The sequence below is a fragment of the Arthrobacter sp. NPDC056727 genome (assembly GCF_042790555.1).
GTDB lineage: Bacteria > Actinomycetota > Actinomycetes > Actinomycetales > Micrococcaceae > Arthrobacter.
This window is the reverse complement of record NZ_JBHTZA010000016.1, coordinates 44,595-71,328: the sequence shown is the minus strand read 5'-3', so window position 1 is coordinate 71,328 and position 26,734 is coordinate 44,595. Positions and strand designations below refer to the sequence as shown.

At 63.9% G+C, this 26,734-nt stretch carries 25 protein-coding genes; 13 read left to right on the top strand and 12 right to left on the bottom strand.

Annotated features, from left to right (window positions below; genetic code table 11):
* Positions 1-174 precede the first annotated feature (174 nt).
* The 7 genes from ACFRAH_RS16350 (at position 175) to ACFRAH_RS16320 (ending at position 8,277) form a co-directional block, all read left to right on the top strand.
* Positions 175-1,659, top strand: coding sequence for a fumarylacetoacetate hydrolase family protein (locus ACFRAH_RS16350; RefSeq protein ID WP_377991955.1), 1,485 nt, complete (start codon positions 175-177; stop codon positions 1,657-1,659).
* A complete protein-coding gene (locus tag ACFRAH_RS16345; protein ID WP_377991954.1) occupies positions 1,652-2,335 on the top strand; it encodes a GntR family transcriptional regulator in 684 nt (227 codons plus the stop codon). Before ACFRAH_RS16350 ends, ACFRAH_RS16345 begins: the two co-directional genes overlap by 8 nt.
* A 28-nt stretch (positions 2,336-2,363) precedes the next feature.
* On the top strand, positions 2,364-3,905 hold the full coding sequence (gene hpaE, locus ACFRAH_RS16340; RefSeq protein WP_377991953.1) for a 5-carboxymethyl-2-hydroxymuconate semialdehyde dehydrogenase: 1,542 nt from the start codon (positions 2,364-2,366) through the stop codon (positions 3,903-3,905).
* 35 nt (positions 3,906-3,940) lie between these two features.
* Positions 3,941-5,020: a 3,4-dihydroxyphenylacetate 2,3-dioxygenase gene (gene hpaD / locus ACFRAH_RS16335; protein ID WP_377991952.1), complete on the top strand. Its 1,080-nt coding sequence runs from the start codon at positions 3,941-3,943 to the stop codon at positions 5,018-5,020.
* An 89-nt stretch (positions 5,021-5,109) separates the two neighbouring features.
* The gene (gene hpaH / locus ACFRAH_RS16330; RefSeq protein ID WP_377991951.1) at positions 5,110-5,895 is read left to right on the top strand and encodes a 2-oxo-hept-4-ene-1,7-dioate hydratase; all 786 of its coding nucleotides are present in this window, start codon (positions 5,110-5,112) and stop codon (positions 5,893-5,895) included.
* Positions 5,880-6,695, top strand: coding sequence for an HpcH/HpaI aldolase/citrate lyase family protein (locus ACFRAH_RS16325; protein WP_377991950.1), 816 nt, complete (start codon positions 5,880-5,882; stop codon positions 6,693-6,695). The genes hpaH and ACFRAH_RS16325 overlap by 16 nt, the downstream gene beginning before the upstream one ends.
* A 76-nt stretch (positions 6,696-6,771) precedes the next feature.
* Positions 6,772-8,277, top strand: a complete 1,506-nt coding sequence (locus ACFRAH_RS16320) for an NAD-dependent succinate-semialdehyde dehydrogenase (RefSeq protein ID WP_377991949.1) — start codon at positions 6,772-6,774, stop codon at positions 8,275-8,277.
* Between the two features lie 1,362 nt (positions 8,278-9,639).
* Here ACFRAH_RS16320 and ACFRAH_RS16315 read toward each other — a convergent pair.
* From ACFRAH_RS16315 to ACFRAH_RS16290, 6 genes are all read right to left on the bottom strand, one after another.
* Positions 9,640-10,143, bottom strand: a complete 504-nt coding sequence (locus ACFRAH_RS16315; RefSeq protein WP_377991948.1) for a nuclear transport factor 2 family protein — start codon at positions 10,141-10,143, stop codon at positions 9,640-9,642.
* Positions 10,143-10,898, bottom strand: a complete 756-nt coding sequence (locus tag ACFRAH_RS16310; RefSeq protein WP_377991947.1) for an SDR family NAD(P)-dependent oxidoreductase — start codon at positions 10,896-10,898, stop codon at positions 10,143-10,145. Before ACFRAH_RS16310 ends, ACFRAH_RS16315 begins: the two co-directional genes overlap by 1 nt.
* A gap of 26 nt (positions 10,899-10,924) precedes the next feature.
* Positions 10,925-12,043 (bottom strand): sugar ABC transporter substrate-binding protein, encoded by a 1,119-nt coding sequence (locus tag ACFRAH_RS16305; protein ID WP_377991946.1) that lies wholly within the window; start codon positions 12,041-12,043, stop codon positions 10,925-10,927.
* Between the two features lie 38 nt (positions 12,044-12,081).
* Positions 12,082-13,095: an ABC transporter permease gene (locus ACFRAH_RS16300; protein ID WP_377991945.1), complete on the bottom strand. Its 1,014-nt coding sequence runs from the start codon at positions 13,093-13,095 to the stop codon at positions 12,082-12,084.
* Between the two features lie 53 nt (positions 13,096-13,148).
* Positions 13,149-14,726, bottom strand: coding sequence for a sugar ABC transporter ATP-binding protein (locus ACFRAH_RS16295; protein ID WP_377991944.1), 1,578 nt, complete (start codon positions 14,724-14,726; stop codon positions 13,149-13,151).
* Between the two features lie 150 nt (positions 14,727-14,876).
* Positions 14,877-15,386, bottom strand: a complete 510-nt coding sequence (locus ACFRAH_RS16290) for a nuclear transport factor 2 family protein (RefSeq protein ID WP_377991943.1) — start codon at positions 15,384-15,386, stop codon at positions 14,877-14,879.
* Positions 15,387-15,579: 193 nt separating this feature from the next.
* Here ACFRAH_RS16290 and ACFRAH_RS16285 point away from each other — a divergent pair, with 193 nt between their 5' ends.
* The 4 genes from ACFRAH_RS16285 (at position 15,580) to ACFRAH_RS16270 (ending at position 18,932) form a co-directional block, all read left to right on the top strand.
* Positions 15,580-16,122: a MarR family winged helix-turn-helix transcriptional regulator gene (locus ACFRAH_RS16285; RefSeq protein ID WP_377991942.1), complete on the top strand. Its 543-nt coding sequence runs from the start codon at positions 15,580-15,582 to the stop codon at positions 16,120-16,122.
* A 170-nt stretch (positions 16,123-16,292) separates the two neighbouring features.
* Positions 16,293-17,414 (top strand): NADH:flavin oxidoreductase/NADH oxidase, encoded by a 1,122-nt coding sequence (locus ACFRAH_RS16280; protein WP_377991941.1) that lies wholly within the window; start codon positions 16,293-16,295, stop codon positions 17,412-17,414.
* Positions 17,401-18,069, top strand: coding sequence for an NAD(P)-dependent oxidoreductase (locus ACFRAH_RS16275; RefSeq protein ID WP_377991940.1), 669 nt, complete (start codon positions 17,401-17,403; stop codon positions 18,067-18,069). The genes ACFRAH_RS16280 and ACFRAH_RS16275 overlap by 14 nt, the downstream gene beginning before the upstream one ends.
* Before the next feature lie 326 nt (positions 18,070-18,395).
* Positions 18,396-18,932, top strand: a complete 537-nt coding sequence (locus ACFRAH_RS16270) for a MarR family winged helix-turn-helix transcriptional regulator (protein ID WP_377991939.1) — start codon at positions 18,396-18,398, stop codon at positions 18,930-18,932.
* 2 nt (positions 18,933-18,934) lie between these two features.
* Here ACFRAH_RS16270 and ACFRAH_RS16265 read toward each other — a convergent pair whose 3' ends face one another.
* Positions 18,935-19,264 carry a hypothetical protein gene (locus ACFRAH_RS16265; protein ID WP_377991938.1) on the bottom strand — a complete coding sequence of 110 codons (330 nt, stop codon included), beginning with the start codon at positions 19,262-19,264 and terminating at the stop codon, positions 18,935-18,937.
* Positions 19,265-19,426: 162 nt separating this feature from the next.
* On the opposite strand from ACFRAH_RS16265, the gene ACFRAH_RS16260 reads away from it, so the two are divergent.
* Positions 19,427-20,365 carry a helix-turn-helix domain-containing protein gene (locus tag ACFRAH_RS16260; protein WP_377991937.1) on the top strand — a complete coding sequence of 313 codons (939 nt, stop codon included), beginning with the start codon at positions 19,427-19,429 and terminating at the stop codon, positions 20,363-20,365.
* A gap of 64 nt (positions 20,366-20,429) precedes the next feature.
* Here the strand turns inward: ACFRAH_RS16260 and ACFRAH_RS16255 are convergent, their stop codons facing one another.
* The 5 genes from ACFRAH_RS16255 to ACFRAH_RS16235 form a co-directional block, all read right to left on the bottom strand.
* Positions 20,430-21,080, bottom strand: coding sequence for an NAD(P)-dependent oxidoreductase (locus tag ACFRAH_RS16255; RefSeq protein ID WP_377991936.1), 651 nt, complete (start codon positions 21,078-21,080; stop codon positions 20,430-20,432).
* A 48-nt stretch (positions 21,081-21,128) separates the two neighbouring features.
* Positions 21,129-21,656 (bottom strand): nuclear transport factor 2 family protein, encoded by a 528-nt coding sequence (locus ACFRAH_RS16250; RefSeq protein ID WP_377992000.1) that lies wholly within the window; start codon positions 21,654-21,656, stop codon positions 21,129-21,131.
* Between the two features lie 329 nt (positions 21,657-21,985).
* Entirely contained in the window at positions 21,986-23,026 is a 1,041-nt protein-coding gene (locus ACFRAH_RS16245) for an NADH:flavin oxidoreductase/NADH oxidase (protein ID WP_377991935.1), read from the bottom strand.
* A gap of 5 nt (positions 23,027-23,031) precedes the next feature.
* Positions 23,032-23,778: an SDR family NAD(P)-dependent oxidoreductase gene (locus ACFRAH_RS16240; protein ID WP_377991934.1), complete on the bottom strand. Its 747-nt coding sequence runs from the start codon at positions 23,776-23,778 to the stop codon at positions 23,032-23,034.
* Between the two features lie 122 nt (positions 23,779-23,900).
* Positions 23,901-24,860 (bottom strand): helix-turn-helix domain-containing protein, encoded by a 960-nt coding sequence (locus tag ACFRAH_RS16235; RefSeq protein WP_377991933.1) that lies wholly within the window; start codon positions 24,858-24,860, stop codon positions 23,901-23,903.
* A 231-nt stretch (positions 24,861-25,091) separates the two neighbouring features.
* On the opposite strand from ACFRAH_RS16235, the gene ACFRAH_RS16230 reads away from it, so the two are divergent.
* The gene (locus ACFRAH_RS16230) at positions 25,092-26,561 is read left to right on the top strand and encodes a purine-cytosine permease family protein (RefSeq protein ID WP_377991932.1); all 1,470 of its coding nucleotides are present in this window, start codon (positions 25,092-25,094) and stop codon (positions 26,559-26,561) included.
* The last annotated feature ends 173 nt before the right edge of the window (positions 26,562-26,734 follow it).

The window sequence follows — 26,734 nt, the reverse complement described above, 5'->3', positions numbered from 1 at the left end:
ATATGCGAATTTATACTTCTCTATCCGAACGGATCGTTGGATTTAGTAAAACATTGTACTATTGTGTGGGGAGTCCAACAAGCATGAAGGTTCGCCGCAGTATGCCCCTTGACGAAGAGGGAGAGCAGCCTCCATAGTTTCGTATACGATTTCGTACCTGATGAGGAGAACGCTTTGGAGCAGGTCAACGACGACACCATTGCAGCAGCGCGCAAGGTGATCGCGGTGCACATCAACTACCCCAGCCGCGCAGCACAGCGCGGCCGGACCCCGGCGCAGCCCTCCTACTTCCTCAAGCCGTCGTCGTCGCTCTCCCTGACCGGCACCGCCGTCGAACGCCCGGCCGGCTGCGAACTCCTCGGCTACGAGGGCGAGATCGCCATCATCATCGGCAAGGCCGCCCGCCGCGTCGCCGTCGAGGACGCCTGGAACCACGTCGCCGCCGTCACGGCCAGCAACGACCTCGGCGTGTACGACCTCCGCTACGCGGACAAAGGCTCCAACCTCCGGTCCAAGGGCGGCGACGGCTTCACCCCCGTGGGCCCGGCACTGATCCCGGCAGACGCCGTCGACCCCGCCAAACTGCGCATCCGCACCTGGCACAACGGAGAACTGGTCCAGGACGACACCACCGAAGGCCTGCTCTTCCCGTTCGCCCGGCTCGTCGCGGACCTCTCCCAGCTGCTCACCCTCGAAGAGGGGGACATCATCCTCACCGGCACGCCGGCCGGCGCCTCCGTCACCCTTCCCGGCGACGTCCTGGAGGTCGAAGTCAGCACCGCTGACGGGGCGCTGAGCACCGGCCGCCTCACCACCACAGTTAAGGAAGGCACGACGGCGTTCGCTGACTTTGGTGCGCAGCCCAAGGCCGATGACCTGCAGCGGGAAGAGGCGTACGGCTCCAGGGAGGCCGCCGGCCTTCCGGCCGCCGACGCAAGCGCCGCCGTCAGGCCTGCCCTCTCCCCCGAACTGAAGGCGAAACTGGAGAGCGTCTGCACCGCCACCCTGTCCTCCCAGCTGCGCAAACGCGGCCTGAACAACGTCAGCATCGACGGTCTCACCGCCACCCGCCCGGACCGCAAGGTGGTGGGCCTGGCGCGGACCCTGCGCTACGTGCCCAACCGCGAGGACCTCTTCAAGACCCACGGCGGCGGCTTCAACGCCCAGAAACGCGCCATCGACTCCGTCAATGAAGGCGAAATCCTCGTCATGGAAGCCCGCGGCGAAAAGGGCACCGGAACCATCGGCGACATCCTGGCCCTCCGCGCACAGGTCCGCGGCGCCGCAGCCATCATCACCGACGGCGGAGTCCGCGACTTCTCCGCCGTGGCCGCTCTGGAGCTGCCCACCTACTACTCCAACCCGCACCCCGCCGTACTGGGCCGCCGCCACATCCCGTGGGACACGGACATCACCATCGCCTGCGGCGGCACCACCGTGCAGCCCGGCGACATCATCGTGGCCGATGCCGACGGCATCCTGGTAATCCCGCCGGCCATCGCCGAGGAAGTCGCCAACGACTCCATCGCCCAGGAACGCGAAGAGGTCTTCATCGCCGAAATGGTGGAGCAGGGCCACAGCGTGGACGGGCTCTACCCGCTCAACGCTGCCTGGCGCGCCAAGTACGAGGAATGGGAAGCAGGCAAAGCCAATGACTGAAACGGCAACAGCCTCAACGAGCATTTCTGAAGGCACCGCCGGCAGCAAGTCCGAGCAGGCCTACCAGGCCATCAAGGCACGGATCGTGGAAGGCACCTACACCCCCGGCTACCGGCTGGTCCTGGCCGCCATCGCCAAAGACCTCGGCTTCAGCGTGGTCCCGGTCCGCGAAGCGATCCGCCGGCTCGAAGCCGAGGGCCTGGTGAAGTTCGAACGCAACGTCGGCGCCACCGTCTCCGGAATCGACCCCACCGAGTACCTCTACACAATGCAGACCCTGAGCATTGTGGAGGGTGCGGCCACGGCGCTGTCGGCACCGCTGATCGGTGCGGCGGACATCGCCCGGGCACGCGCCGTGAACGAGGACATGCGCGAATGCCTGCAGCACTTCGATCCGGTCCGGTTCACCCAGCTCAACCAGGACTTCCACAGCGTCCTCTTCGAACACTGCCCCAACCCGCACATCCTGGACCTCGTCCACCGCGGCTGGAACCGGCTCGCATCCCTGCGGTCCTCAACCTTCCGCTTCGTCCCCGGCCGGGCCCGCGAATCCGTGAAGGAACACGAGGCGCTCCTGCAGCTCGTCGAAAACGGCGCCGGCACGGAGCAGATAGAAGCAGCCGCCAGGCTGCACCGGTCCGCCACCCTGGACGCCTACCTTGCCCAATCCAATTAGCACCCAGACAACAGTTAGGACCTCAACGATGACGACCTCGGTAGAAACCATCAAACATCACATCCCGGAAAACCTGCCCACGCATCTGCAGCACTTCATCGACGGCCAGTTCGTTGATTCGGCCTCCGGCAAGACGTTCGACGTGCAGGAGCCGGTCTCCAACGAGAACTACGCCACGGTTGCCTCTGCCCAGCCGGAAGACGTCGACCTCGCTGTCGCCGCCGCCAAGCGGGCCTTCAAGGAAGGCCCCTGGTCGAAGATGCTGCCCCGCGAACGCTCCCGCGTGCTGCACAAGATCGCCGACATCGTCGAGTCGCGCGACGACGACCTGGCGCTCCTCGAGAGCTTCGACTCAGGCCTGCCCATCACCCAGGCCAAGGGCCAGGCCCGACGCGCCGCGGAGAACTTCCGCTTCTTCGCCGACCTCATCGTCGGGCAGGAGGACAACGCCTTCAAGGTGCCTGGCCGGCAGATCAACTACGTGAACCGCAAGCCGATCGGCGTCGCCGCCCTCATCACGCCGTGGAACGTCCCGTTCATGCAGGAGTCCTGGAAACTCGCTCCGGCAATCGCGACCGGCAACACCGTCGTCATGAAGCCTGCCAGCTACACCCCGCTCTCCGCCGTGCTGTGGCCCGAAATCTTCCGCGAAGCCGGCCTGCCCGACGGGGTCTTCAACCTGGTCTTCGGGTCCGGCGGCGTCGCGGGCGACTACCTCGTCAAGCACCCGGATGTCCCGATCGTTTCCTTCACGGGCGACAGCTCGACCGGTGCCACCATCTCGACGGCAGCAGCCCCGCAGTTCAAGAGCCTCTCGCTCGAGCTCGGTGGCAAGAGCCCGGCTGTAGTTTTCGCCGATGCTGACATTGTGGCCGCGCTTGACGCCACCGTTTTCGGTGTATTCAGCCTGAACGGGGAACGCTGCACCGCCGGTAGCCGCGTCCTCGTCCAGCGCGACATTTACGACGACTTCGTAGCCCGCTTCGCTCAGCGCGCAAAGAACATCGTGGTCGGTCACCCGAGCGATCCCAAGACCGAGGTCGGATCCCTCGTCCACGCGAACCACTTCGACAAAGTCATGAGCTACATCGAGATCGGCAAGACCGAGGGCCGTCTCCTCGCAGGCGGTGGGCGTGCTGAAGGCTTCCCTACCGGCAACTACGTCGCCCCCACCGTGTTCGCCGACGTCGCCCCTGACGCCCGGATCTTCCAGGAAGAGATCTTCGGTCCCGTCGTCGCCATCACCCCCTTCGATACAGACGAAGAAGCCCTCGAGCTCGCTAACAACACGAAGTACGGCCTCGCTGCCTACGTGTGGACCTCGAACCTGAAGCGCGCCCACAACTTCGCGCACGGCATCGAGTCCGGGATGGTGTGGCTGAACTCCAACAACGTCCGCGATCTGCGTACCCCGTTCGGTGGCGTCAAGGCCTCCGGCCTGGGCCGTGAGGGCGGCTACCGCTCCGTCGACTTCTACACCACCCAGCAGTCCGTGCAGATCACCCTCAACGAAGCCCACTCCCCCAAGTTCGGCAACGTCGAAGACGCAGCCGAAACCAGCGACAGCTAAATCCTTCCCCAACCTTTCGAAGAAGAGAGACCATCATGACCAACTTCGTTCCCACCCCCACCGCCCCGGCACCGGACATCGTCCGCTGCGCCTACATGGAAATCGTGGTCACCGACCTCGCCAAGTCGCGTGAGTTCTACGTCGACGTCCTCGGCCTGCACGTCACCGAAGAGGACAAGACCACCATCTACCTGCGCTCCCTGGAGGAGTTCATCCACCACAACCTGGTCCTCCGCCAGGGACCCATCGCCGCCGTCGCAGCCTTCGCCTACCGGGTAAAGTCCCCCGCCGAGGTGGACGCCGCCGAGGCCTACTACCGCGAACTCGGCTGCCGCACCGAGCGCCGCAAGGAAGGCTTCACCAAGGGCATCGGCGACTCCGTCCGCGTCGAGGACCCGCTCGGCTTCCCCTACGAGTTCTTCTACGAGACCGAGCACGTCGAGCGCCTCACCCAGCGCTACGACCTCTACTCCGCCGGCGAACTGGTCCGCCTGGACCACTTCAACCAGGTCACCCCGGACGTCCCCAAGGGTCGCAAGTACCTGGAGGACCTCGGCTTCCGCGTCTCCGAGGACATCAAGGACTCAGACGGCGTCACCTACGCCGCCTGGATGCACCGCAAGCAGACGGTCCACGACACCGCCCTCACCGGCGGCAACGGACCGCGCATGCACCACGTCGCCTTCGCCACCCACGAGAAGCACAACATCATCCAGATCTGCGACAAGATGGGCGCCCTGCGCATCAGCGACCGGATCGAACGCGGCCCCGGCCGGCACGGCGTCTCCAACGCGTTCTACCTCTACATCCTGGACCCGGACGGCCACCGCATCGAGATCTACACCCAGGACTACTACACCGGCGACCCGGACAACCCCACCGTCACCTGGGACGTCCACGACAACCAGCGCCGCGACTGGTGGGGCAACCCCGTCGTCCCGTCCTGGTACACCGAGGCCTCCCTGGTCCTGGACCTGGACGGCAACCCGCAGCCGGTCATCGAACGCACCGACGCCTCCGAAATGACCGTCACCGTGGGTGCCGACGGCTTCTCCTACACCCGGGCCGACGAAGCAGGCGCGGCCGAAGGCTTCAAGCTCGGCGCCCAGGTCTAGCCCGACTGGGTGGCCGGTCCCGTGCCGCAACAGCGGGGCCGGCCACCCTCATTACAAACCACTAGTCCTGCCCTTTGAGGAGCCGATAATTGCTTGATTCGAAGACAATCGAGGCCATCGCCGATGAGCTGGTAGAGGCCAACCGTTCCCGCACCCCTGTGCCCCGGCTGACTGCCCGCTACCCGGGCATGACGGTGGAGGACTCCTACGCGGTGCAGCAGCTGTGGCGGCAGCGGAACGAAGAGGCCGGCCGGACCCTGGTGGGGCGCAAGATCGGCCTCACGTCCAAAGCCATGCAGGACGCCACCGGCATCACCGAACCCGACTACGGCGCCATCTTCGACGACATGGTGCTCGAAACGGGGTGCTCGGTGGAATGGGACCGCTACACCCGCCCGCGGGTGGAGGTGGAGCTCGCCTTCGTGCTGAAGGACGGGCTCAAGGGACCCGGCTGCACCATCTTCGATGTCCTCAACGCCACCGACTACGTGGTCCCGGCCCTCGAGATCCTCGACTCCAGGATCGAGATGGAGGGCCGGACCATCGTGGACACCATCTCCGACAACGCCGCCATGGGCGCCATGGTGCTCGGCGGCCGCCCGGTGAAACCGGACGGTGTCGACCTGCGCTGGGTCTCCGCGATCCTGTACAAGAACCAGACCGTGGAGGAAACCGGCGTGGCCGCAGGCGTCCTGGACCACCCCGCCAACGGCGTGCACTGGCTCGCCAACAAGATCGCCGCGCACGGGGACAGCATGAAGGCCGGCGACATCATCCTCGCCGGGTCCTTCACCCGCCCGCTCTGGGTGTACAAGGGCGACACCGTCCACGCCGACTACGGCCCCCTGGGGACGGTGACATGCCGCTTCGAATAGAAGACACGTTCCGGTCCGCGCTGGAGGGCCAAAAAGGTGAAGCAGGCCGGCCGCTGGCCGGGATGTGGGTCTGCTCCGGCAGCCCGCTGATCGCCGAACTGTGCGCCGGGTCCGGCCTGGACTGGCTCCTGGTCGACGCCGAACACAGCCCCAACGGGCTCGAATCCATCCTCGCCCAGCTCCAGGCCATCCACGGCTACCCGGTCCACGTTTTGGTGCGGCCGCCGGTCAACGACACCGTAGTGATCAAGCAGTACCTGGACCTCGGCGTGCAGAACCTGCTGGTCCCGATGGTTAACTCCGTCGCCGAGGCCGAAGCCGCGGTGGCCGCCACCCGCTACCCGCCCCACGGCGTGCGCGGGGTCGGCTCCGCGCTGGCCCGCGCAGCCCGCTGGAACCGCGTCCCGGACTACCTCACCCGGGCCTCCGAGACCGTGAGCGTCACCGTCCAGATCGAGTCGACGGCTGCCGTCGAGGCGGTGGAGGACATCCTGAAGGTCGACGGCGTGGACGCCATCTTCGTCGGGCCCTCCGACCTCGCCGCTTCCATGGGGCTGCTGGGACAGCAGGAACACCCCGAGGTGCGCGCCGCCGTCGAACACTGCCTCGCCGCCGCCAAGGCGGCCGGCAAACCCGCCGGCGTGAACGCCTTCAACCCGGACACCGCACAGCACTACTTGGCCAACGGCGCCGCCTTTATCCTGGTGGGCGCTGACGTCGCCCTCCTCGCCCGCGGCTCCGAAGCCCTCGCCGCCGAATACATCAAGCCACCTGACGGGGACACCCCGGCCAGCTACTAACCCCGGTGGTTGGGCCCGCCGACCTCTTCCACGACAGACCCAACCACCGGCCTCACACCTTTCTCAGGAGACACCCATGACCACTTCTCCACTGACGTCCGCCGCCATCACCTCCGACCGTGAAGCCGATCTCCTCGCCTCCGTGCCCACTGGTTTGTTGATCGGCGGGCAGTGGCGGGGCGCGTCCGACGGCGGCACGTTTGACGTGCACGACCCCGCCACCGGGGAGCTGCTCGCCACCGTCGCCTCAGCCAGCAGCGACGACGCGATCGCCGCACTCGACGCGGCCGACGCCGCCCAGGCGCCTTGGGCCCGAACCGCGCCCCGGGTGCGGGCGGAGATCCTGCGCCGCGCCTTCGACCTGGTCACCGAACGCGCCGAGGACTTCGCGCTGCTGATGACCCTGGAAATGGGCAAGCCCCTGGCCGAAGCCCGCGGCGAAGTCACCTACGGGGCCGAGTTCCTGCGCTGGTTCTCCGAAGAGACCGTCCGCGACTACGGCCGCTACCTCACCACCCCCGAGGGCAAAAACAAGATCCTCGTCCAGCACAAACCCGTAGGCCCCTGCCTGCTCATCACACCCTGGAACTTCCCGCTCGCCATGGCCACCCGCAAGGTCGCACCCGCCGTCGCCGCCGGCTGCACCATGGTCCTCAAACCCGCCAAACTCACCCCGCTCACGGCCCAGTACTTCGCCCAGACCATGCTCGACGCCGGCCTGCCCGCCGGTGTCCTCAACGTCGTAGCCTCCTCCTCCGCCTCTGGTATATCCGGGCCGCTGCTGGCCGACCCGCGGCTGCGGAAGGTCTCCTTCACCGGCTCCACCCCGGTCGGCAAACGCCTCATGGCCGACGCCGCCCAAAACGTGCTCCGCACGTCCATGGAGCTGGGCGGCAACGCGCCGTTCATCGTGTTCGAGGACGCCGACCTCGACGCCGCCGTCGAAGGGGCCATGGCCGCCAAAATGCGGAACATGGGCGAAGCCTGCACCGCCGCCAACCGCTTCCTCGTCCACGAATCCGTGGCGCAGGAGTTCACCGCCAAGTTCGCCGCCGCCATGGGGGCCCTGACCACCGGCCGCGGCACCGAACCGGCCACGAATGTCGGTCCCCTGATCGACGCCGGCGCCCGCGACGACGTCCACGCCCTGGTCACTGCCGCCGTGGATGCCGGAGCCACCGCCGTCACCGGCGGCGCACCCGTCGACGGGCCCGGATACTTCTACCAGCCCACCGTGCTGGCCAACGTCCCCAATGACGCGGCCATCCTGGGCCAGGAGATCTTCGGCCCCGTCGCCCCGGTCACCACCTTCACCACCGAGGAAGACGCCATCCGGCTCGCCAACGCCAGCGAGTACGGCCTCGCCTCCTACCTCTACAGCCGCGACTTCAACCGCCTCCTGCGCGTCGCAGAACAAATCGAATTCGGCATGGTCGGCTTCAACGCCGGCGTCATCTCCAACGCCGCAGCCCCCTTCGGCGGCGTCAAACAATCAGGCCTCGGACGCGAAGGCGGCACCGAAGGCATCGCCGAATACACCACCACCCAATACATCGGCATCACCAACCCCTACACCAAGTGACAGCATCTATGGGTATAGCCCTGACGCGGTGGCCTGGACAACAAAGGCTGAATGAAGCCAGCCGGGGCTGCGCAACGCGTAGGTTCACGGGGCGACCGTCGTGGCTCGTGGACGGCCTCTTTTGAAGTTCCAGGGAGGATTGAGAGTGCAGGAGCAGTCAACGGCGTTTCTACCTCCCCAAGGGGCAGAGTACGTTCGGGACTGGGCAGCGCTGGAGGCAGGAGACTGTGTGTGTATGTGCCCTCTAAACGGGCGTGGAGTACCTGGCCGCGTTGATGTGGTCGCAGAGGATGGCTCGATTCTCTGGCTGCACATAGCAGCGGGAGAAGGGCGCAAACTGTTTTTGCGTTCTGAAGGAGCGGTTGTCTGGAGAGTCCCCGCGGACAGGGAATCCCCCTAGCCTGCAGCCCGGCGGCGGAATATGGCTGGTTGCCAAGGAACGAGCATCGGCACAATCGGGCTGCTGCCCGATTGTGCCGATGGTAAGAGCCTGTAAGGCCCTGGAACCTTCATCGCGTCGCAAAGGGCCGGGCCGTGTTCCCTGCGGGGCCCATTGTTCCTGATACCACCCCACGTTGTCTCCCGGTTCAGGGTACTGCGCGCTGGTCCAGGCGTACTCCACGTTCGAGGCCGTGACTGCTTCCTCGTGCCGGAGCTGCCGGCGGTGATTTTTGCGGCTCGAACCGGCTCTTATAGTCTTCGCCCCGACTAGCGAGGAAGGGCCTGGGCGGGTAGTCGATCTGAACCCGAATATCTAGGACCGGCTCTGAGTTTAAGGCCGACAATTTCTCAGGCCCCATCAGATCACTTGAACGGCTCCGCTTTCAGCAGCCTCGAAAGTGAGGTTGCCGGCTGACGAGATACGTCTCCAGGTCAAGTCATCGAACAGGCTGGGCGGAAGAGCGTTTTCGGCTGGCTCCAGGACAGACCGGGGCGAAGATGCCTGGCTTCCAACGGCAAGCCCGTCATTTTTTCAGACCGTGGGAGTCTTCCGTGCCATGGAGGCGAACGGTTTCGTGGGAAGCAGCAGGTAAGGTCCCGGCTGGGTGGATACATCTGCTCCGCTGCTCCCGGCAAGCGAAGGGGGAAGCGCCGTGGACATCACCGCCCCGGACACAGTTCATGCACAGCAGCTCTGTTGGGGAACCTTGTACCGTTGCAGGCAGCTTCGCGGGACCTATGTTCGGAAATTGTTTCATCCGTACCTGAATAACGAGGCCCGCTGGGTTCGGTAGGGTTCCCAATCGCCGTCTGTCTTGGTTGTAAGGATAAACGGCAGGGCGGGCCAGTCCAGACTGGCCCGCCCTGCCATTTTAATCATTGGGATTCTTAATCAGAGTCCCTCTTGCGCTGCGCCACGGGTCAAAAGGGAAGGTCGAGGGCATCGATCGCCTCGTTGATCAGCCACCTGCTGTTTTGCTTCACCATGTTGAAAACGTAGATCCCGGTCGTCACAAGACGTGCGCTATCCGTTATCCCGTAGATCGCAGTGTGTGCCAGTACTTTGGCTTCCCTTGCGCTGAGGCTCTCCACCACAAGGCTGCCAACTATATGCCGTCTTTGATCCGGTTGGGACTGCATCACATGCGCAAGCCAGTCCAAAACATTCGTTCGCCCCGAATGGCTGTGCACGGGCCCTTCACCGAAGCGGTACGCGAAAGTGGTTGTTTCCGTCATGAGGCTTTCGAGGACGTCCAACCGACGCTCGTCGTAGGCCAAACAGTACCTGGACGCCGTCTCCTGAACCATGAGCCTGTCCGCAATGGCGGTTATCTCGTTGGGCACCGGAGCCACGGGCTGCAAATTGATGACTCCGGCCGCGTGCACCCATCCCGGGGTGCACGCGACCGGCTGCGTCGCTGCCATCAGGTGATGGTCCGGCCGCCGTCGACCAGAATCTCAGCGCCTGTGATGTAGGAGGCCTCATCGCTTGCGAGGAAGAGAACTGTCTGGGCAACTTCGATGGGCTGGCCCGCGCGCTGCAGGGGCGTCCTCGTGATGTCCGGGTGTGAGGGGCCCGCTGCGGCGAGCACTTCACGGGTCATCGGTGTCTCGATGATGCCTGGTGCGACGGAGTTGACGCGGATCCCGTCGGGGGCAAACTCGACGGCCGCAGTTTTCGTCATGATGAACACGGCACCCTTGCTTGCCTGATAGGCCACGGCGCCTCCGCTGCCGACGTGCGCGTAGGTCGAGGACAGATTGATGATCGAGCCGCCGCTGCCGCCCTCGCGCATGAGAGCGGTGCCGTGCTTCATTCCGAGCATCACACTGGTCTGGTTGACGCTGATCACCTTGTCCCATTCGCCGCGGTCGATCTTCGCGATCCCCTCCAGCGAAAGAATGCCGGCATTGTTGACCTGAATGTCGAGGCGCCCAAAGCGTGTCCGGATGCTGTCCATCGCGGATTCCCAAGCTGCTTCGTCGGTGACGTTCAGTTCAATACCGAGGGCCTCTCCGCCGGCCCGTTCTACCCGGTCGACCACTGCGGCTACCCCGTCGGCGCTAATGTCGGCGACGACAACCTTAGCTCCTTCCCGGGCGAAGAGTTCGGCCTCGACGGCCCCTTGACCGCCCGCTGCGCCGGTGATCAGCGCGACCTTTCCATTGAGACGTCCCATATTGCTGTTCCTTTTCTTGCTGGAGGTTACTTAGTGGTCTTCCAGAGCTTGGTGTAGGCGCTCTTCCAGTCGATGTCCCCGTCCCACGGGACCGAGGTGACGTTGTCTTTGTTCACGAGTTTCTGGGGGACGTTCACGGTCTTGAGGTTCGCCGGGAGGCTACCGTCGAAAAGGCGGACCATCTGGTCCATGGCGGCGTAGGACTGCCACTCAACGCTGAAGGCGACGCTGGCGCTGAACGGCTGGTTGCCGGCCTTAATGGCTTGGAGCGCCTCTGGATCGCCGTTGTGGGAGACGACAGTCAGCTTGCCGTTCTGGGCGGAGCGGGTGATAACGGGGGCGATTGCCAGGGCTACAGGGTCGTAAGCGGTCCAGACAGCGTTGGCTTTGGGGTTGGCCTGGAGGATGGCCTGGAACTGGGTTGGGACCTGGCTCTGGAGGTTGGCGATCTGGAAATCGAAGTCCTTGGCGATCTCGCAGCCGGGGCAGAGCTCCTTGAGCCCGTCAGTGAAGCCCTGGTGGAGCTCGACGTCGGACTGGAACTCGGAGTCGTTGACGGAGATGACTTTGCCGGCACCGTTGGTCGCCGCGGCCACGTAGGCAGCATTCGCCCGTCCGGCCTGGACGTGATCGTAGAGGCTGTTGGCGTCAGCAAAGCCTTCGGGGGCGGGCTCGAATGTGTTCACCACTTTGATTCCCGCCGACCGGGCTGCCGCAACGTCGTCCTTGACCACACTGGCGGGAACGGCGCCAAGGACGATTCCGTCTGCGTGGAGCTGGATGGCGGTGCGCACAGCTGATCGCATTTTCTGTGGATCCCCGGCCGGGTCGATCATCTGGTACCGCCAGCCGAGAGTCTTAGCAGCCTCGGCGACGGCGTCCACGCCCCGCTTGCAGCCCTCGGCCGCGTAGGCGCAGGGAATACCGATGACGAGCTTGTCCTTGGGGACGGAGACGGCATCCTTCGGGAAATCGAACTTGGTGACGGGGGCCTGTGCTTGTTTGACCACGTTCTGTGCCGCAGTGATGTCGTGGCTGCCGGCGGAAGCGGATGTACTCTTCGCGCTTCCGCAACCCGTGAGAGCGAGGGCGGTCACGGCGAAGGCTGCAGCCCAGGGGGCAACGCGGCGCTTGCTGAGGATCATGGTGTCTCTTTCGACTAAGGGGGTGGGTTGATGGTGTTTTAGCGGGCGGCGCGGCGCCGGCGTCTGCCGACGAGCACCGAGGCTGATACGGCGATCATGAGGGCGACTCCGTTGAAGATGTTGGTGACCCAGGTCGCCACCCCAAGCAGGGTCAGGCCATTGCTGCCGACGGCGAGAAGGATGACGCCGATGACGGTGCCCCAGACGTTGAAGTATCCGGGCTTGATGGTGGTCGCCCCGAGGAAGGCGGCGGCGTAGGCAGGAAGGAGAAAGTCAGGACCGAGTGTCGGGGCGGCAGTGCCACCCCGGGAGGCGAGCAGAGCCCCGGCCAGCGCGGCAAGAACGCCCGCGGCGATGAAGGATGTGGCGAGGTAGCGGTCAACGCGGACCCCGCTGAGGCGTGCGGCGTCTCGGCCCATGCCCGTGGCCCGCAGGTAGCGGCCGAACGGGGTCTTCTCCATCACGAAGTAGAGCACAAGGCTCAGCACGATGGCGTAGGCGAGGACGATTTGGATACCGAATGTCTCTGTGGTGGTGAGGGCTCCGAACTCGGCCGAGTCCAGGACGAGCAGGGAGCTGTTGGTGAGCAGGAGGTTCAGGCCCGATAGGATCGTCGCCGAGGCGAGCGTGGCGATGAACGCGTTGACCCCGACCTTGACGACGAGGAAGGCATTCACGCCACCAACGGCAGCGCCGACCAGCAGGGACACCAACACTGCCACGGGCCAGGGGACCCCCGCATCAGAAAGAGCAATGGACGTGATCGCGCTGAAACCCAGGACGGCACCAAGCGACAGGTCAAACTCGCCGGCAGCCAGCGGCAGGACAGCAGCCAGGGCAAGCATCGCGGGGATCGACTGGTCGGAGAGCACAGCCTTGGCGTTATCGAATGTAGGGAAGGTGTCCGGCAGCAGAAGGGAGAAGACAGCGACCATCACGATCAGGAAGATGATCACGCCATAGGAGGTGGCGATGGTGCCGAAATCGGGAAGGCTCCTCTTTGGCTTCGGGGACCGCTGGACCTCCGATGGCGTGCTGGTGGTGGTGCTCATGGTTTCCTTCTGCTGATTCTCGTGGGTGGTCGTGCGTGATGTGGTGAAGGCGCTCATGCCGCGGCCCCGTTCGTAGATCCGTGCTGGGCACACAGGAGGGCAAGGTGCTCTTCACTGATGTCAAGTCCCGTGGCTTCGGCAACCAAGCGGCCGCGGTCGAGGATGAGGACCCTGTCGCAGAGGCCGACGAACTCCTCGAAGTCGGTCGAGGCCAAAACCACGGCCAGGCCGTCGGCCGCGAGGGACCGGACGATGTTGGCGATCTCCTGCTTGGCCAGGGCGTCCACCCCCTGGCTCGGTTCGTCCAGCAGGAGCGCGGTCCCGCCATAGCCGGCGGCGCGGGCGACAACGACCTTTTGCTGGTTCCCGCCTGAGAGCAGTCCGATGAGCTGGGAGGGAGCAGGGGGTTTGACGGCGAACTGTTCGATCAGCCGCAGTGCGCCCTCACGTTCCTTCCGCCCGTCGAGCATGCCGTTCTTCGCGAAGGCCTTCAGGCGGCCGAGGGTGATGTTCTCCCTCACCGTCATGGAAAGCACAGCGCCCTCGCGGCGGCGTTCCTGAGGAACGCATGCAACCCCGCGTGAGATGGCGGTGGCTGGAGAGTCGGGCCGGTACGGCTTGCCATCGAGCTGCATCTCCCCCACCAACGGCTTCTGCGCCCCGGCCAGGATGCGGACGAGTTCGCTGCGCCCGCACCCGACGAGGCCGGCAATGCCGACGATCTCTCCGGAGCGGACATCGAGGTCCACTTCGCGCAACCGCGGTCCGCTGATGCCGCGGGCCGAGAGGACGACGCCTCCTTCGCGTTCGCTCTGCCGGGGGAGGCGCGTCTTCTCGAGCCTCTTTCCGACGACGCGGGAGACGATGTCGTCCACTGTCATGTCCGCGATCGGCTCATCCGCAACGAGCTTTCCATCCCTGAGGATCACGAGCTGGTCCGCGATCCGTTTCACTTCCTCGGTGCGGTGACTGACGTAGATCACCGTGCCGCCGTTGGCCTTGAGCTCCTCCAAGGAGGTCAGGATGGTGTCGACCTCCTCGACAGGGAGGGAAGCGGTGGGCTCGTCGAGGACAACGACGTTCTTTGCGAACGCGGCAACGCCCGACTCTTCCTCGTCCTGGAACGCCCGTGCCAGACCGACCATAGTACGCAGAGTCGGGTTCAGCTGTGCCACGAGGGTCCCGGGGTGGACGGAAACGCCGAACTTCGCCAACGTCGCGGCCACATGCTCATGCTGGCGACGTTGGTTGATGGGACCGAGCAGTCCCGGGGAACGGAAGCGGTCGACAAAAGCGAAGTTGTCGGCAATCGTCAGGCTGTCGACGAGCCCGACGTCCTGGTGCAGAAAACGGAGACCTGCCTCATGAGCGGTCCGGGGCGTCATCGGCAGTGGGGCCTCCGTGTCGCCGATCGTCAAGCTGGCGCCGTCGTCGGGCTGGTAGACGCCGGCGAGGACCTTGATGAGAGTGGATTTTCCTGATCCGTTCATGCCCAGCAGAGCAGTGATCTTCCCGCGTTGTACCGAGAAAGATACGGAGTCCAGCGCTTTTTGGCTGGCGAACGTCTTGGAGAGGTTCTCTATGCGCAGCGCATTCGTCGCGACACGGACGTCGGTGTCCGAGGTGGCCATGGGGTGCCTTCCAGAGGGGATTTTGGGTGCACTAAGGGCAGGCATCGTCCTCGATCGGGATGCCTTGGCGGTAGTACTTCAAGGGGTGGTGGGGGCCGGAGTGGGCTCACGGCCCCCAGGGGAGGCGGGACCTGGTCGGTTCCGGGTTATTTAGAACGGGTTATCGAATCCGCCGAACATGTACTCGATCTGCCAGACCCCGGACTCTGCCTTGGCGAAGCGTACGCGATAGAAGCCTGAGGTGACGACCTTGGTGGTTCCTTCGCTGGCCGATGTCAGAAGCAGGTAGCTAAGAACCTCCGCGGCGGTCTCGGTCTGGGAGACAAATATGTGGTTGATAGCGTTGTGGCGCCGCTGGTCGCTCTGCGCGGCCATGTGTCCCTGCAGCCAGTCGGAGATGGCCTGACGCCCCCGAATTGGTTCGATGGCAAAGGTTCCGGCGACCGATCCTTCCCAGACCGCGTCCTCACTGAAACTGCTCTCGAGGGCAGCGATGTTCCGCTCGTCATATGACCACGCGTACCGCCCGAGTACATCGAGGATGTTCAGGCGGTCGACCAGGCCTGCCTGAGTCAGCGGTGTCTGGGAATCCCCGAAGCTGAGGAAACTGTTTGACCTTCCCCAAGCGGGGAAAGGGGTCTGCTGAACTTCAGTAGTCATCGTCGACTCCTTGGTTAGTAAAACTTTTTACTTGTTACCTGAATCACGGTACACCGCACTCGGAGGGTGTGCAATAGGTGCTCTTCAAGTGCCCGACAAGTCTTGTGCGAGCCCGGAAAAGCAGGCACAGTCATCTGGTAGTAAAAGTTTGAACGACCTTGAATTGGCCCTTTCGCCCGAGTGGAGAAGCAAGATGACCTGTCCCATCGACGACGCGGATGTCTCGGATCAGGACTTCCTGTCCTTCCCGGAAGCAGCACTGGCAGTTACCCGCGGCCGCCTCCCCTCGGCCGACCTGGAGTCGATGCGAGCGGTACTCCTCCTGCACCGCGTCACGAGCGCCATCGTGTACGACCTCGAATCGTCAGTCCACCGCCCTGCCGGCTGGTCATGGTCTTCCTTCCGGCTCCTGTTTACCCTCTGGATCTCAGGGAATCTGGAGTCAAAGCGGGCCGCAGCACTCTCCGGCATGAGCCGCGCCGCAGTTTCCAGCCTTACCAAGACACTGGAAAAGGCCGGCCTGCTTGCCAGGAGGACCGACCCGCTCGATGGCCGAAGCGTCATTCTGAAGCTCACCCCCACGGGCGCCCGCCGATTTGAAGAAGTCTTCCGCGAGCACAACTCCAGGGAGACGAGCTGGATGGGGGAACTGCCGGACGAGGACCGGGCCGCGATCATCCGCATCCTCCTCGAACTGAACCACACGGCCCGGAGCCCCTGGGTCAAGCGCCGCTGACGAAAGTAAAACTCTTGACTATCCTCGCCGGCAAAGCTATCTTCGACAGAAGCGCATGCCGCTCCGCATTCCGCCATTCCGGGGGGATTAATGCCGGGCCGCGGGTCTACCGAACTCTTCATAATGCAGTTGCGCTTTTCCGACCTGCCCATTCTCCAAAGGGACCAGACGTGCCAAATTCACATCTTTTCAAGCCGCTGAACATTCGCAAGACGACGATCCGCAATCGTATTTGGGTATCGCCGATGTGCCAGTACTCGGTCGACGAGCACGACGGTGTGCCGCACGACTGGCATCTGGTGAATCTCGGACAGACGGCCGCCGGCGGAGCCGGCCTGGTCTTCACCGAAGCCACCGCCGTGAGCCCTGAAGGCCGGATCACGAGCGAAGATACCGGCATATGGAACGAGGACCAGGCTCAGGCGTGGGCGCGGGTCGTAAAATTCCTGCACTCCCAAGGCGCATCGGCCGGCATCCAGCTCTCGCATGCCGGTCGAAAAGGCTCCGACTATAAGCTTTTCACCGACAAGTGCGGAACCACTAAGCCCGTCTCAGAGGGCGGATGGGAGACTGTCGCCCCCTCACCGCTGGCCTACCCTGGCTTCGACATTCCGAAGGAACTGGATTGGGAAGGCATCGACAAAGTCGTGGACGACTTCGCCGCCGCGGCCCAACGATCAAGAGAATCCGGCTTTGACGTCGTGGAAATCCACGCCGCCCACGGATACCTCATCCACCAGTTCCTCTCGCCCCTTAGCAACGAGCGCACGGACGACTATGGCGGCAGCTTGGAGAACCGGTCCCGTCTTCTCCTCCGCATCATCGCGGCCGTCCGGGAGGCCATCGGCGAGGAAATGGCGCTCTTTGTGCGCTTCTCAGCCACCGACTGGACTGAGGGCGGCTGGGATGAACACCAGAATGCCACCGTCGCCGCATGGTGCCGGGAAGCCGGTGCAGACTTCTTCGACATCTCCAGCGGCGGCATCATCAACGGCATCTTCATTTCCGTTGAGCCCGGGTACCAGGTGCCACTCGCGGAGCACGTAGGCCGCCACGGCGAGGTCGACGTCGCTGCCGTCGGACTCATCACTACCCCTGCCCAGGCAGAAGAGATCGTGGCCTCCGGGCGCGCGGAAGCGGTCATGCTTGGCCGCGAGATGATCCGGGACCCCCACTTCGCCCTCCGTGCCGCCCACGAACTCGGTGAAGAGATCGACTACTGGACCAGGCAGTACCGGGGCGCGGTCTACCAGACGGCCGTCCTCGCAGAGTCCTCACGTGGAGGCGAATAACATGCAGAACGTTCTCGTCTTCGGCGCTACCGGCTATGCCGGCGCCCACATCAGCCGCGAACTTACCCACCGTGGCTTCCCGGTAACGGGAGTAGCGCGCCGTATACCGCAGGCGAATCCCGACCAGATGCTTCCGCCGATGGTCGAAGGTTCAATCTTCGATGAAGCTCTGGTCAAGCAGAACGTGCGGGAAGCGGACATTATTGTCGTGGCAGTCCCGTCAACCGCCGACGGAGCCGGAGGGGAACTGCATACAGCTATGCCCGGCCTCTTGTCTGCCGCAGCCGAGACCGGATGCAGCCGGCTTGCCGTGGTTGGCGGAGCAGGAAGCCTCAGGATGCCGCAAGGAGACCACACCCTCGCCGAGGATTCTTCGTTCCCCGACGCGGCGAAACCTTCGGCCGCTGGGCAGAAGAAGGTTTTGGACGCCCTGGAATCGGCGCCAACCGACCTCGATTGGTTCTACCTCAGCCCGCCCGCGCAATTCGGCGCCCGCTTCCCGGGTGAGAGGACAGGCCGCTATCGGGTGGGAAAGGACACGCTCCTCGTCTCAGATGGTAAATCGACGATCTCCGGCGCGGACTATGCGCTGGCGTTCGTCGATGAGATCGACCTCCCCATACACCACCAAAGGCGTTTCACGGTTGGCTACTAGCTGCATTCAACGCCGGTGTACTCGTTTGTCCTCCATCGCAGTATGAGGAACCTTCACGTCGAGGGGCCACCTGCCCCCCGCCGTTATTCGATTTCCACGTACAAGCTGTTGGCTGCAGCCCATCGGGCGCGCCGAGGCAGTAAAGGAGAGTGTGCAGCGGCGGTTGCAGGGCTGCGAGCCCGAACCGCCGCTGGCGCGTGTCCCTGGTGATTCTGGCGGGGCACCAAACCGTCCGCCGCGCACCGGATCGGGGGCCGGCGATATGCCGCTCTGTCGGCGCCGGTACGCCTGTCATGCGAAGCTTCTCGCGGTGCTAGGGTTCACCCATGACACATATCGCGGGAATGGAAGCCCTCGACTCGCTCTCGATGACCGACATCGCAGTCCAGCGGACAAAGGAGCGCTTCCCGGCTACGGATGCGGACGCCATGCATCTTGTCCTGCTCCTGCACCGGGTCGCCAATGTGCTCACTTACGACCTGGAGTCGGCGGTTCATAGGCCGCGCGGTCTTAGCTGGCCTGCCTTCCGACTTCTGTTCACCATTTGGGTGGGCGGGGAATTAGAGTCAAAGGCCGCAGCGGCCCAGAGTGGCATGAGCCGGGCAGCAGTTTCCAGCCTGGTGAACACTTTGGACAACCTCGGCTTCATCCAGAGGACTTCCGATGCGCAGGACAAGCGGAAAATCCTGCTGTCCCTAACCGCAACCGGACGCTCCACACTCGAAGATGCACTCCAAGCGAATAACGTCCAAGAACAGAAGTGGGCGCAAAACTTGACCAGGGACGATCTCCAAGCCCTCATCGGGCTCCTCAGCAAGCTCGGGCAGACAGCGCAGTCCGAATGGGTGACCCACAGGGACTAGGGTCAGGAAAGCACGGGCTCCCTTCGCGGCGCCGGGAGGTTCCCTGACGCGAACTCCACCTCTTCCCAGTCGAACACATCCGCTGTCTCATCAAGGAGCTCTACCCACTCTCTTGAAGTGAGGGCCATGGCAAAGTCCTGTTCCGAGGGGAACCACAGGTTGCAGGAAGCATGGAGCTCTGAACCGCCGGCACTCAGCAGCGGACCGGGCATGGCATCCAGGAGGCAAGGCAGGCATGAGACGAGCGATGGGAACACCCTCGCATAAACAGCCTCAGCCAGCTCTGCAGCGATCCCTGACGAAGCGGGGATATTCATGACGACGTTGTGCATGGCCCAAACTTCCCAAAGCCGGAGCGGATAATCTGACACCTTGAGTCTGAAAGAAACCCGGCGCCCGAGAAAGGCTCATGCAGATAATGGCAAGAGCGGTTCAGGAATTGGAAAGCCGCTCGTCGCAGATCCGCCGCCCGAGACCACCGGTAGAATTGTGCAATGGAGCTCGACCGAATCCACAACGTGGAGGACTGGGAACGGCGCATCAGCCAGTCATACTTTCCCTTGGTAATGAACCATGCCCAATCCGGCTTTGAGGCCTCCATTGCCACTGTTGACCTTCCTCGCGGGATGCGCGTTTCAAAGGTCGACGTAGAGGCGAACCACCTCAAGCGGACCGGACGGCTTGTCAGGGCAGAGCCATCCGAGCACGTCCTCGTGCTCTTCCAACACACAGGAAAAGCGATCATGCGGCAGACCGATCGCGAAGTACTTATCGAAAACGGTTCGGCCGCCATCGCGGACCCGTCCGAACCTTACGAAGTCAAGATGACGCAGGGTTCGCACCAGATGGTGCTCCTCGTTCCAGCGGCTTCGATCCGGTCGGCGGGCGCCCAGATCGCTGAGGTTCGCACGCGGCTCCTCCCGGGGAACTCTCTCGCTACCAAAACCCTCTCATCCCTCGCCGCTGACATCGTCGAGAACGGCGTTCCATCCGAAGAGGCGGAGGGCCTTGCGGCGGCTTGCTTCGACCTCTTGCGTGGGGCGCTCGGCCGACTGGGCGGCTCTCCCCCCTCTGTTGGTGCCGTCTCCCATGAAGCGCAGCGCCGGCTCGTCGAGGAGTACATCCACAGGCACCTTGGCGACCCTGGTCTTAACGTTGAAGCCGTAGCGAGGGCGCACCAAATTTCGACCCGGCATCTGGCCACGCTCTTTGGCTCCAACGTGACTCCCGGCGCTTATATCCGTCAGGCGCGCCTCCAGCGGATTTTCGATGACCTCACCAACCCAGGGTTGGCGGGCATGACCGCTGCCAGTATTGCCTCACGATGGGGCGTCGACCACTATCCCACTTTGAGTCGGGCGTTCCGCCGGGAGTTTGGGCTGACTCCTGTCGAAGCGCGCGCTTACGGGCGGTGGCCGAAGGCCGCAGAGTAGCGGCCCAGCCGTGTGCCTTCGGGCCCAGAGTGCACACGGGCTTTCATGCCCCCGGTCAGGGTGGTCAGTAGGCGACGGTGAATCGGCTGCGCCTGTGCGCGGGGTACCCGATCTCGTCGGCGAAGGCGATCGCATAGTCTTGGCCTGATATGTACGAATTGCCTTCCGCGTCGAAAAGCAGCTCGTCCCCGCCCAGACGGTACGTGCCCTTGCGTTCTCCCGGGGCATACGAGCCAAACAGTGCCGGCGGGCTAATGTAGAACCAGTCGAGATTGCCCCCGTAGTTCTGCAACAGTTCGAGGGCTTCGGCATGCAACCGGGCTTCCGGCAACTGTGACTGATTGAACTCCGGCCGGTCCATGTGCTTCACGCCGATCCCCGGGAGGCGGAGGCTTCCCGCTCCCCCGACGATGCCGAGGCGTGCACCCGACTCAGCGACGAGTGGGAGGATCCGTTCGAGGGCCTGCGCGAAAGTGCGCCCTTCGGCGGCGACCGTCCCAGCTCGCGTTGCGAGTACAACGACGTCCACGTCGTGAACCGCGCGCTTTACAGCATCAAAATCATGGATCGATCCGGTTTCGAACCTGATGCGGGGGTCAAGCGAATCGGGCTTTGAGCGGGCAATCCCCGATACCTCGAATCCCCGGTCCAGCAGCTCCTTGGCAATGTAGCCACCCGCGTACCCGGTGATTCCGAAGATTACGGCCTTATGCAATCTGGTTTCCGTTCCTTGCGCCCTGCTTTCAGGCGCACCTGTGGTCATTTATGCCCGGACAGGGTTTCCTGGGTTGAGCCAGGTCTCATCCGGGGTCGGGAATTCGTAGCAGTCCAGGGCGGGCGTCCCCACCAGAGGATCAATCCGGGTACGGACAAGTCCGGAGAACGAGCTGCGCCAACCGGCGGGTGTCCGCAGGTACTCGTCCTGGTAAAGGCCGTACCCCCGAATGCCATACATGCCCGGCACCCGAACGTTTTTGTAAACGCGGCTGTCCGGCTCCCAGGTGACATAGTCGTTCATGGTCCATACTGCGCGGACCACATCGGCAGCGATCGGTTGGAACCGTGGCATTGTCGCGCTGTGATGGCTGCGGGCGGAATCGAGGAAGGCGGAAAGAGCGGCGACGAATTCCTTTGTTGTGCCCGCGACGTTGAACGCGTATCCGGTGAACCGCGCGTTGTCCGTGAAAAGGCCCGGGACAAGGTCCCACCGCTTCGAATCAACGTAACGGAAGTACCGCGCCTTGAGGTCGCTGATCGCGAGAAGGTCATCGAACTTCAGAGTCGGGGGCACAGTCAAATAAAGCTCCTGCTGGTGTTAGCCGTCCCTGCGGTCCTTCGGAGGGGTAGGCCGGAGAGATCAAGCGGTGGCGGGACATGTACCGGGCCCGGCCATGGATGAAGGGGTGTTACCGGCCAAAGGCGGATTCAGGAGGTTATGCCTGACTGCCCGTTTCAGTGACACCTTGGGTCCCGGGTGTCGGGATGTCCGTAGTGGCTCGTGTCAGCAACTGCCAGCCCGCGCAGCAGGCGTCGGCTGGCAGTTGCGGTTACGGGCGCCGGAAAGGGCTGGGTGAGCAACTGTTCTTACTCCCCCGGCCCCTGCCGGTCGTTGGCTTCTGCTCAAAAGCCCCGCTCGTAGGGGCCCGTCGCACGGGCATAGGTGGGGATAGCCAGATGAGGATCGGCTCCGGCGAGTCGCGCAGCGCCCAGCGCCCAGTGGGGGTCCCGCAGAAGCGCCCGACCAACAAAGACCAGGTCCGCGGCCCCGCTGGATACGAGGTATTCTGCCAGCTCGGGGCTGCTGATGGATCCCATTGCGGCGGTCATGACCCCGAGCTCCTTCTTGAGATCGAGCGCGTAGTTCGCCTGATAGCCCGGGTAAACAGGAGCCTCGTAACCAGGGACAATGTTCCCGGTTGAGACATCGAAGAGGTCCACGCCCTCTGCCATGAGCTGCGAGGCAAGCCAGCTGGATTCCTTAAGGCTTATTCCGCCGTCGACCACGTCTTCGGCCGAGAGGCGGACGAAGATGGGCATTGAGTCCGGAACGATGCGGCGGATTTCCGATGCGATCCGAAGCACAATGCGTGAACGGTTTTCGAGGGATCCGCCGTACTCATCGGTTCGGGCGTTGGCGATTGGTGAGAGGAATTCGTGGAGCAGGTAACCGTGGGCGACGTGGAGTTCGAGGCAGTCAAAGCCCGCGGCGACAGCGCGTCGTGCTGCTTCCGCGTAGGCGCCCACAATGTCGTCGATCTCGGGTGCAGTTAGTTCCCGGGGCACGGGGAGCCCCTCGTAGGCTATGGCGGAGGGAGCGACGCCCTGTTCTTGGGCTTTCGATTTCCGCCCCGCGTGGGCCAGCTGAAGGCCCATCTTCGCGCCGTGCTCGTGCGCGAAGTCGACGATGCGGGCCAGGCCGGGGATGTGTTCATCACTCCACAACCCGAGGTCGGACGTGCTGATGCGTCCCTCGGGGAGGACCGCGGTGACCTCAGTCATCACGAGACCGACCCCGCCGAGGATCCGTGCGCCGTAGTGCACCAGGTGCAGATCCCTGGCGACGCCGTCTTCGGCGGCCATGTACATGAGCATCGGCGACATTGCGATGCGGTTGCTGACGGTCATGCCCCTCACGGTAAGGGGTTCGAAGAGCGTGCTCATTCCTGTCACCAGATCGAAAGTCCGCCGGTGACGGGGATGCTCGCGCCCGTGATGTTCCTGGCGCGGTCCGAGGCGAGGAACGCCACGGCTTCCCCGATGTCCTCGGGAGTCTGGCCGCGGCGAAGCGGTATCTTGGCCTCCTGCATAGCCCACTGTTCCGGGTCCAGTCCATCCCACAGACGGGTCTTCACCACGCCGGGGCAGACGGCGTTCACGGTGACACCGGAGGGTCCCAGCTCGAGTGCGAGGGTCTGGGTGATGGCGACGGCCGCGAACTTTGAGGCGTTGTAGGGGGCGTATTCCTCGATTGCCTGCTTGCCGCAAAAGGAAGCCACGTTAATGATCCTGCCATCGCCCTGTCCCGCCAGGGCCTTGCCCGCAGTCTGCGCGGCAAAGAATGTGGACTTGGCGTTGATGTTGTTGATGAAGTCCCAATCACGCTCGGTAACCTCGTCGTAGGGCTTTTGCATTGCGACGCCGGCATTGTTCACCCAGATGTCGAACTGCCCGAATTCCTGGCGAGCCCGGGCGATAAGCCCCTCGGCAGCTTCGAGATCGGTGACGTCATGCTGGACACCGATTGCTTTTCCGCCGGCCGCAACAAGCTGTTCTGCCGTCAGCTTCGCCTGTTCGCCGTCGAGGTCACTCACGACGACCGCGGCACCATGCCTGGCGAGGACCGTGGCGATACCCTGGCCAATACCTTGGGCTGCTCCTGTAACGATGGCCACTTTGCCATTCAATTCGGACATGTCGTCCTCCATTCGACTGGGGCGGAGGACGCCTTGGGCCCGCTCCGCAATGAGTTGTCTCTAGGAGACTAGGCGGAGGCAGATATTTAGTCAAGAGTTTTACTATCTGTTCGGCCTAGGCGCTATGGGGCTGGGGAGTCTGCCCGGAAGTCGGACGGGACCATGCCGTAAGCCCTTTTGAACGCCCTCGTGAAAGATGTGGGGTCGGGGAATCCGACCCGGAGTCCGATGTCGAATATCGCCGTGCTGCGGTGGGCCGGAGCCCGAAGAAGGTGCGCCGCGGCCTTCATCCTCGTGTCCCTGATGAAGGTTGCGGGGGAAGTTCCGGCATTGGAAAAGATTTTGGCAAGGAGCCGAGGCGAGATGCCCAGATGCGCTGCGACGCGGTCGGGTCCGAGCAGCGGATCCCTGTACCGCGCAAGGATGAAATCCTGAGCGGCCCGGAGCAGTGCCTCGTGGCCGAGGAGCCCCCGCCGGCGTGACGGGTCGGCGGCGTAAACGCCCGCCAGAAGATCTAGGGCCGCCGAGGCCATTGACGTGGCGGCTACTCCCTGCCCACCGTCGGAAAGGCCGGCGTCGCCGGCTGGGGATCCGGTGCCGTCGAGCTCGACGAGCTCCAAGAGGACAGCCCTCAGTGCCCTGCCGACTGGGCTCCCGTGGGCGTGTACCACCCGACCTGCCTCAGCCTCAAGGCGGGATGCGGTCGCCCGAGGAACCTTCACTACCGTCTGCTGCAGCGGAGTTGTGAAGTCGAACAGGTAGGGCAGCCGGGTGTCAATCAGGACGGCGTCCCCCGGACCAAGCAGGGAACGCTCTCCCTTGTGCTCAACCCGGCCCTGCCCTCCTCCTTCCTGGAAGACGATCATCAGGTCGTCGGAGTCGTGCCGGCGCGTTTGGATCGGCGTTCTCGATACTCCGAAGGGACCCGCGGCGAGGAGGTGCAGGGAAAGGTCGGGGATGACAGAGGTCGCCTTGATTCCCGCCCCAAAAGACGGGGCAGCCCAATCGACTGTGCAGAGCTGAAACTGCTCGGTACAGAGGGCCTCCCACGCGTCGGACGACTGCGCGCGATACTCAATCACCCTGTTGATTCTACGCGCGCCCTTGTTTCTAGATTCCTTCGGGCGCTTACCGCCTAAAGGCTACGGGCGAGTCTCCCAGCCTGCGCGGTCCGCATCCTCTCCCGTCCGAGCTGCCGCACAATGCGCAGATTGCCGAGAACCCCGTGCAGATTTTGCCGTCTCAACTGGCCTAAAGACTTATAGCGTTCTGATTCCCTAACACGCCTAGCGCCCTACCCAAGGGAGAATTCCATGGAACAACGCGACAGCATCGTCGAATCGCGCTCGTTCGACCACGTACCCGAAACGGAACGGCACGGGACCATCCGCAGCCAGGTCCAGTTCTGGTTCATGGTCAATGCCACACTGATTACACTCTTCACCGGAGCCGTCGGACCAGCAATGGGGCTGGGACTGACTTGGACGCTGCTCGCCGTCATTGTGGGCAGCATCTTTGGCACGCTGTTTCAGGCCTTCCACGGGGCCCAAGGTCCACACATGGGCCTTCCGCAAATGATCCAGTCCCGCGTCCAGTTCGGCTCCAAGGGAGCCGTGCTCCCCTTGGCTGCCGTAACCATCGTCCAACTCGGCTTTGCGATCTTCTTTATTCAAACGGCTTCGTCATCACTTGCCGCCATCACCGTTGACCAGACGGCGGTCTTCGACATCGTCATCGGCGCTTCCGCGGTCGTCCTCGCCATTGTGGGATACAGCCTCCTGCTGCGGGTGGAAAAGGTCGCCTCCTACATCACGCTGGTAAACCTCGTGCTCCTCACAGTTGCCGCGGCCGCGGTCCTCCCGATCGGCGCCCTCCTTGGAAGCAGCGCGTTCGTGCCGATCGCGTTCCTGGCCCAGTTCGGTGCATCGGCGATATACCAGATCGCAATCGCGCCGATGGTCTCGGACTACACCCGTTACCTTCCGTTCCGGACCAGCGGTCGTGCCGTCTCTGCCGCAGTCTTCGGCGGTACCCTGCTCTCCGCAGTGTGGCTCGAGGCCCTCGGCGCAGCACTTGCCCTTGCTGATCCGCAAGGAGCCGACCTCATTTCCGGAATCCGGGACATGGGAGACAGATTCGGGTTCGGACTCGGCACAGTATCAATGGCCGTGGCCGTCATGTCCTGCCTGATTACATGCTCCCTCTCCTTCTACAGCGGAAGCGTCTCACTCCTCAGCGCCTTCGAAGCCTTCCGGCCACTGAAGTCGACCGGAGCGGTGCGCGCCATCGCCCTGGCCGCCGCCGGCATCGTCGTCATCACAGCAACTCTCTCCCTGCCGGCCGACTTCCTCCCTGTCTTCAGTGCCTTCCTGAGCATCCTGGGCTACTTCCTTATCCCGTGGACGGCCGTGAACCTCACGGACTACTACCTCGTGCGCCGCGGCGTGTACTCAATCACCGACATCATGAAGTCCGACGGGGGGATCTACGGGCGATGGGGTGTGCCCGGCATGATCAGCTACGCCATCGGCTTCATCGCCATGATCCCGTTCCTCAGCACCGCGATCTACACCGGTCCCATTGCTACGAGCTTGGGAGGTGCCGACATCTCCTTCGTCGTCGGGCTCGCCGTAGCGTCGGGCTCGTACCTCTTGATCATGCGGGGCCGTGACTTCTCGGCAGAGTTCGAGGCCGTCCGCGCTGCCCCACTGAACACTCTCGGCCACCCGCAGGCCAGCACCCCCGCGCCGGCGGAACCAATGGAAGGAAACATCCCAGCATGAAGAACCAAGCGACAACAGGGGGCGCGCTCCGTCTTCTATGGCCCCAGTGGCAAGGGGCCGCGCCCAACGTCGTAAGCGCACTCGCGCCCGAACTACCACTCAGCCTCGCCCAGACCGGCTATTCTCTCGGCACCCGGATCCTGGACTTGCTCGTACCACCCGCGCCAGGCCAA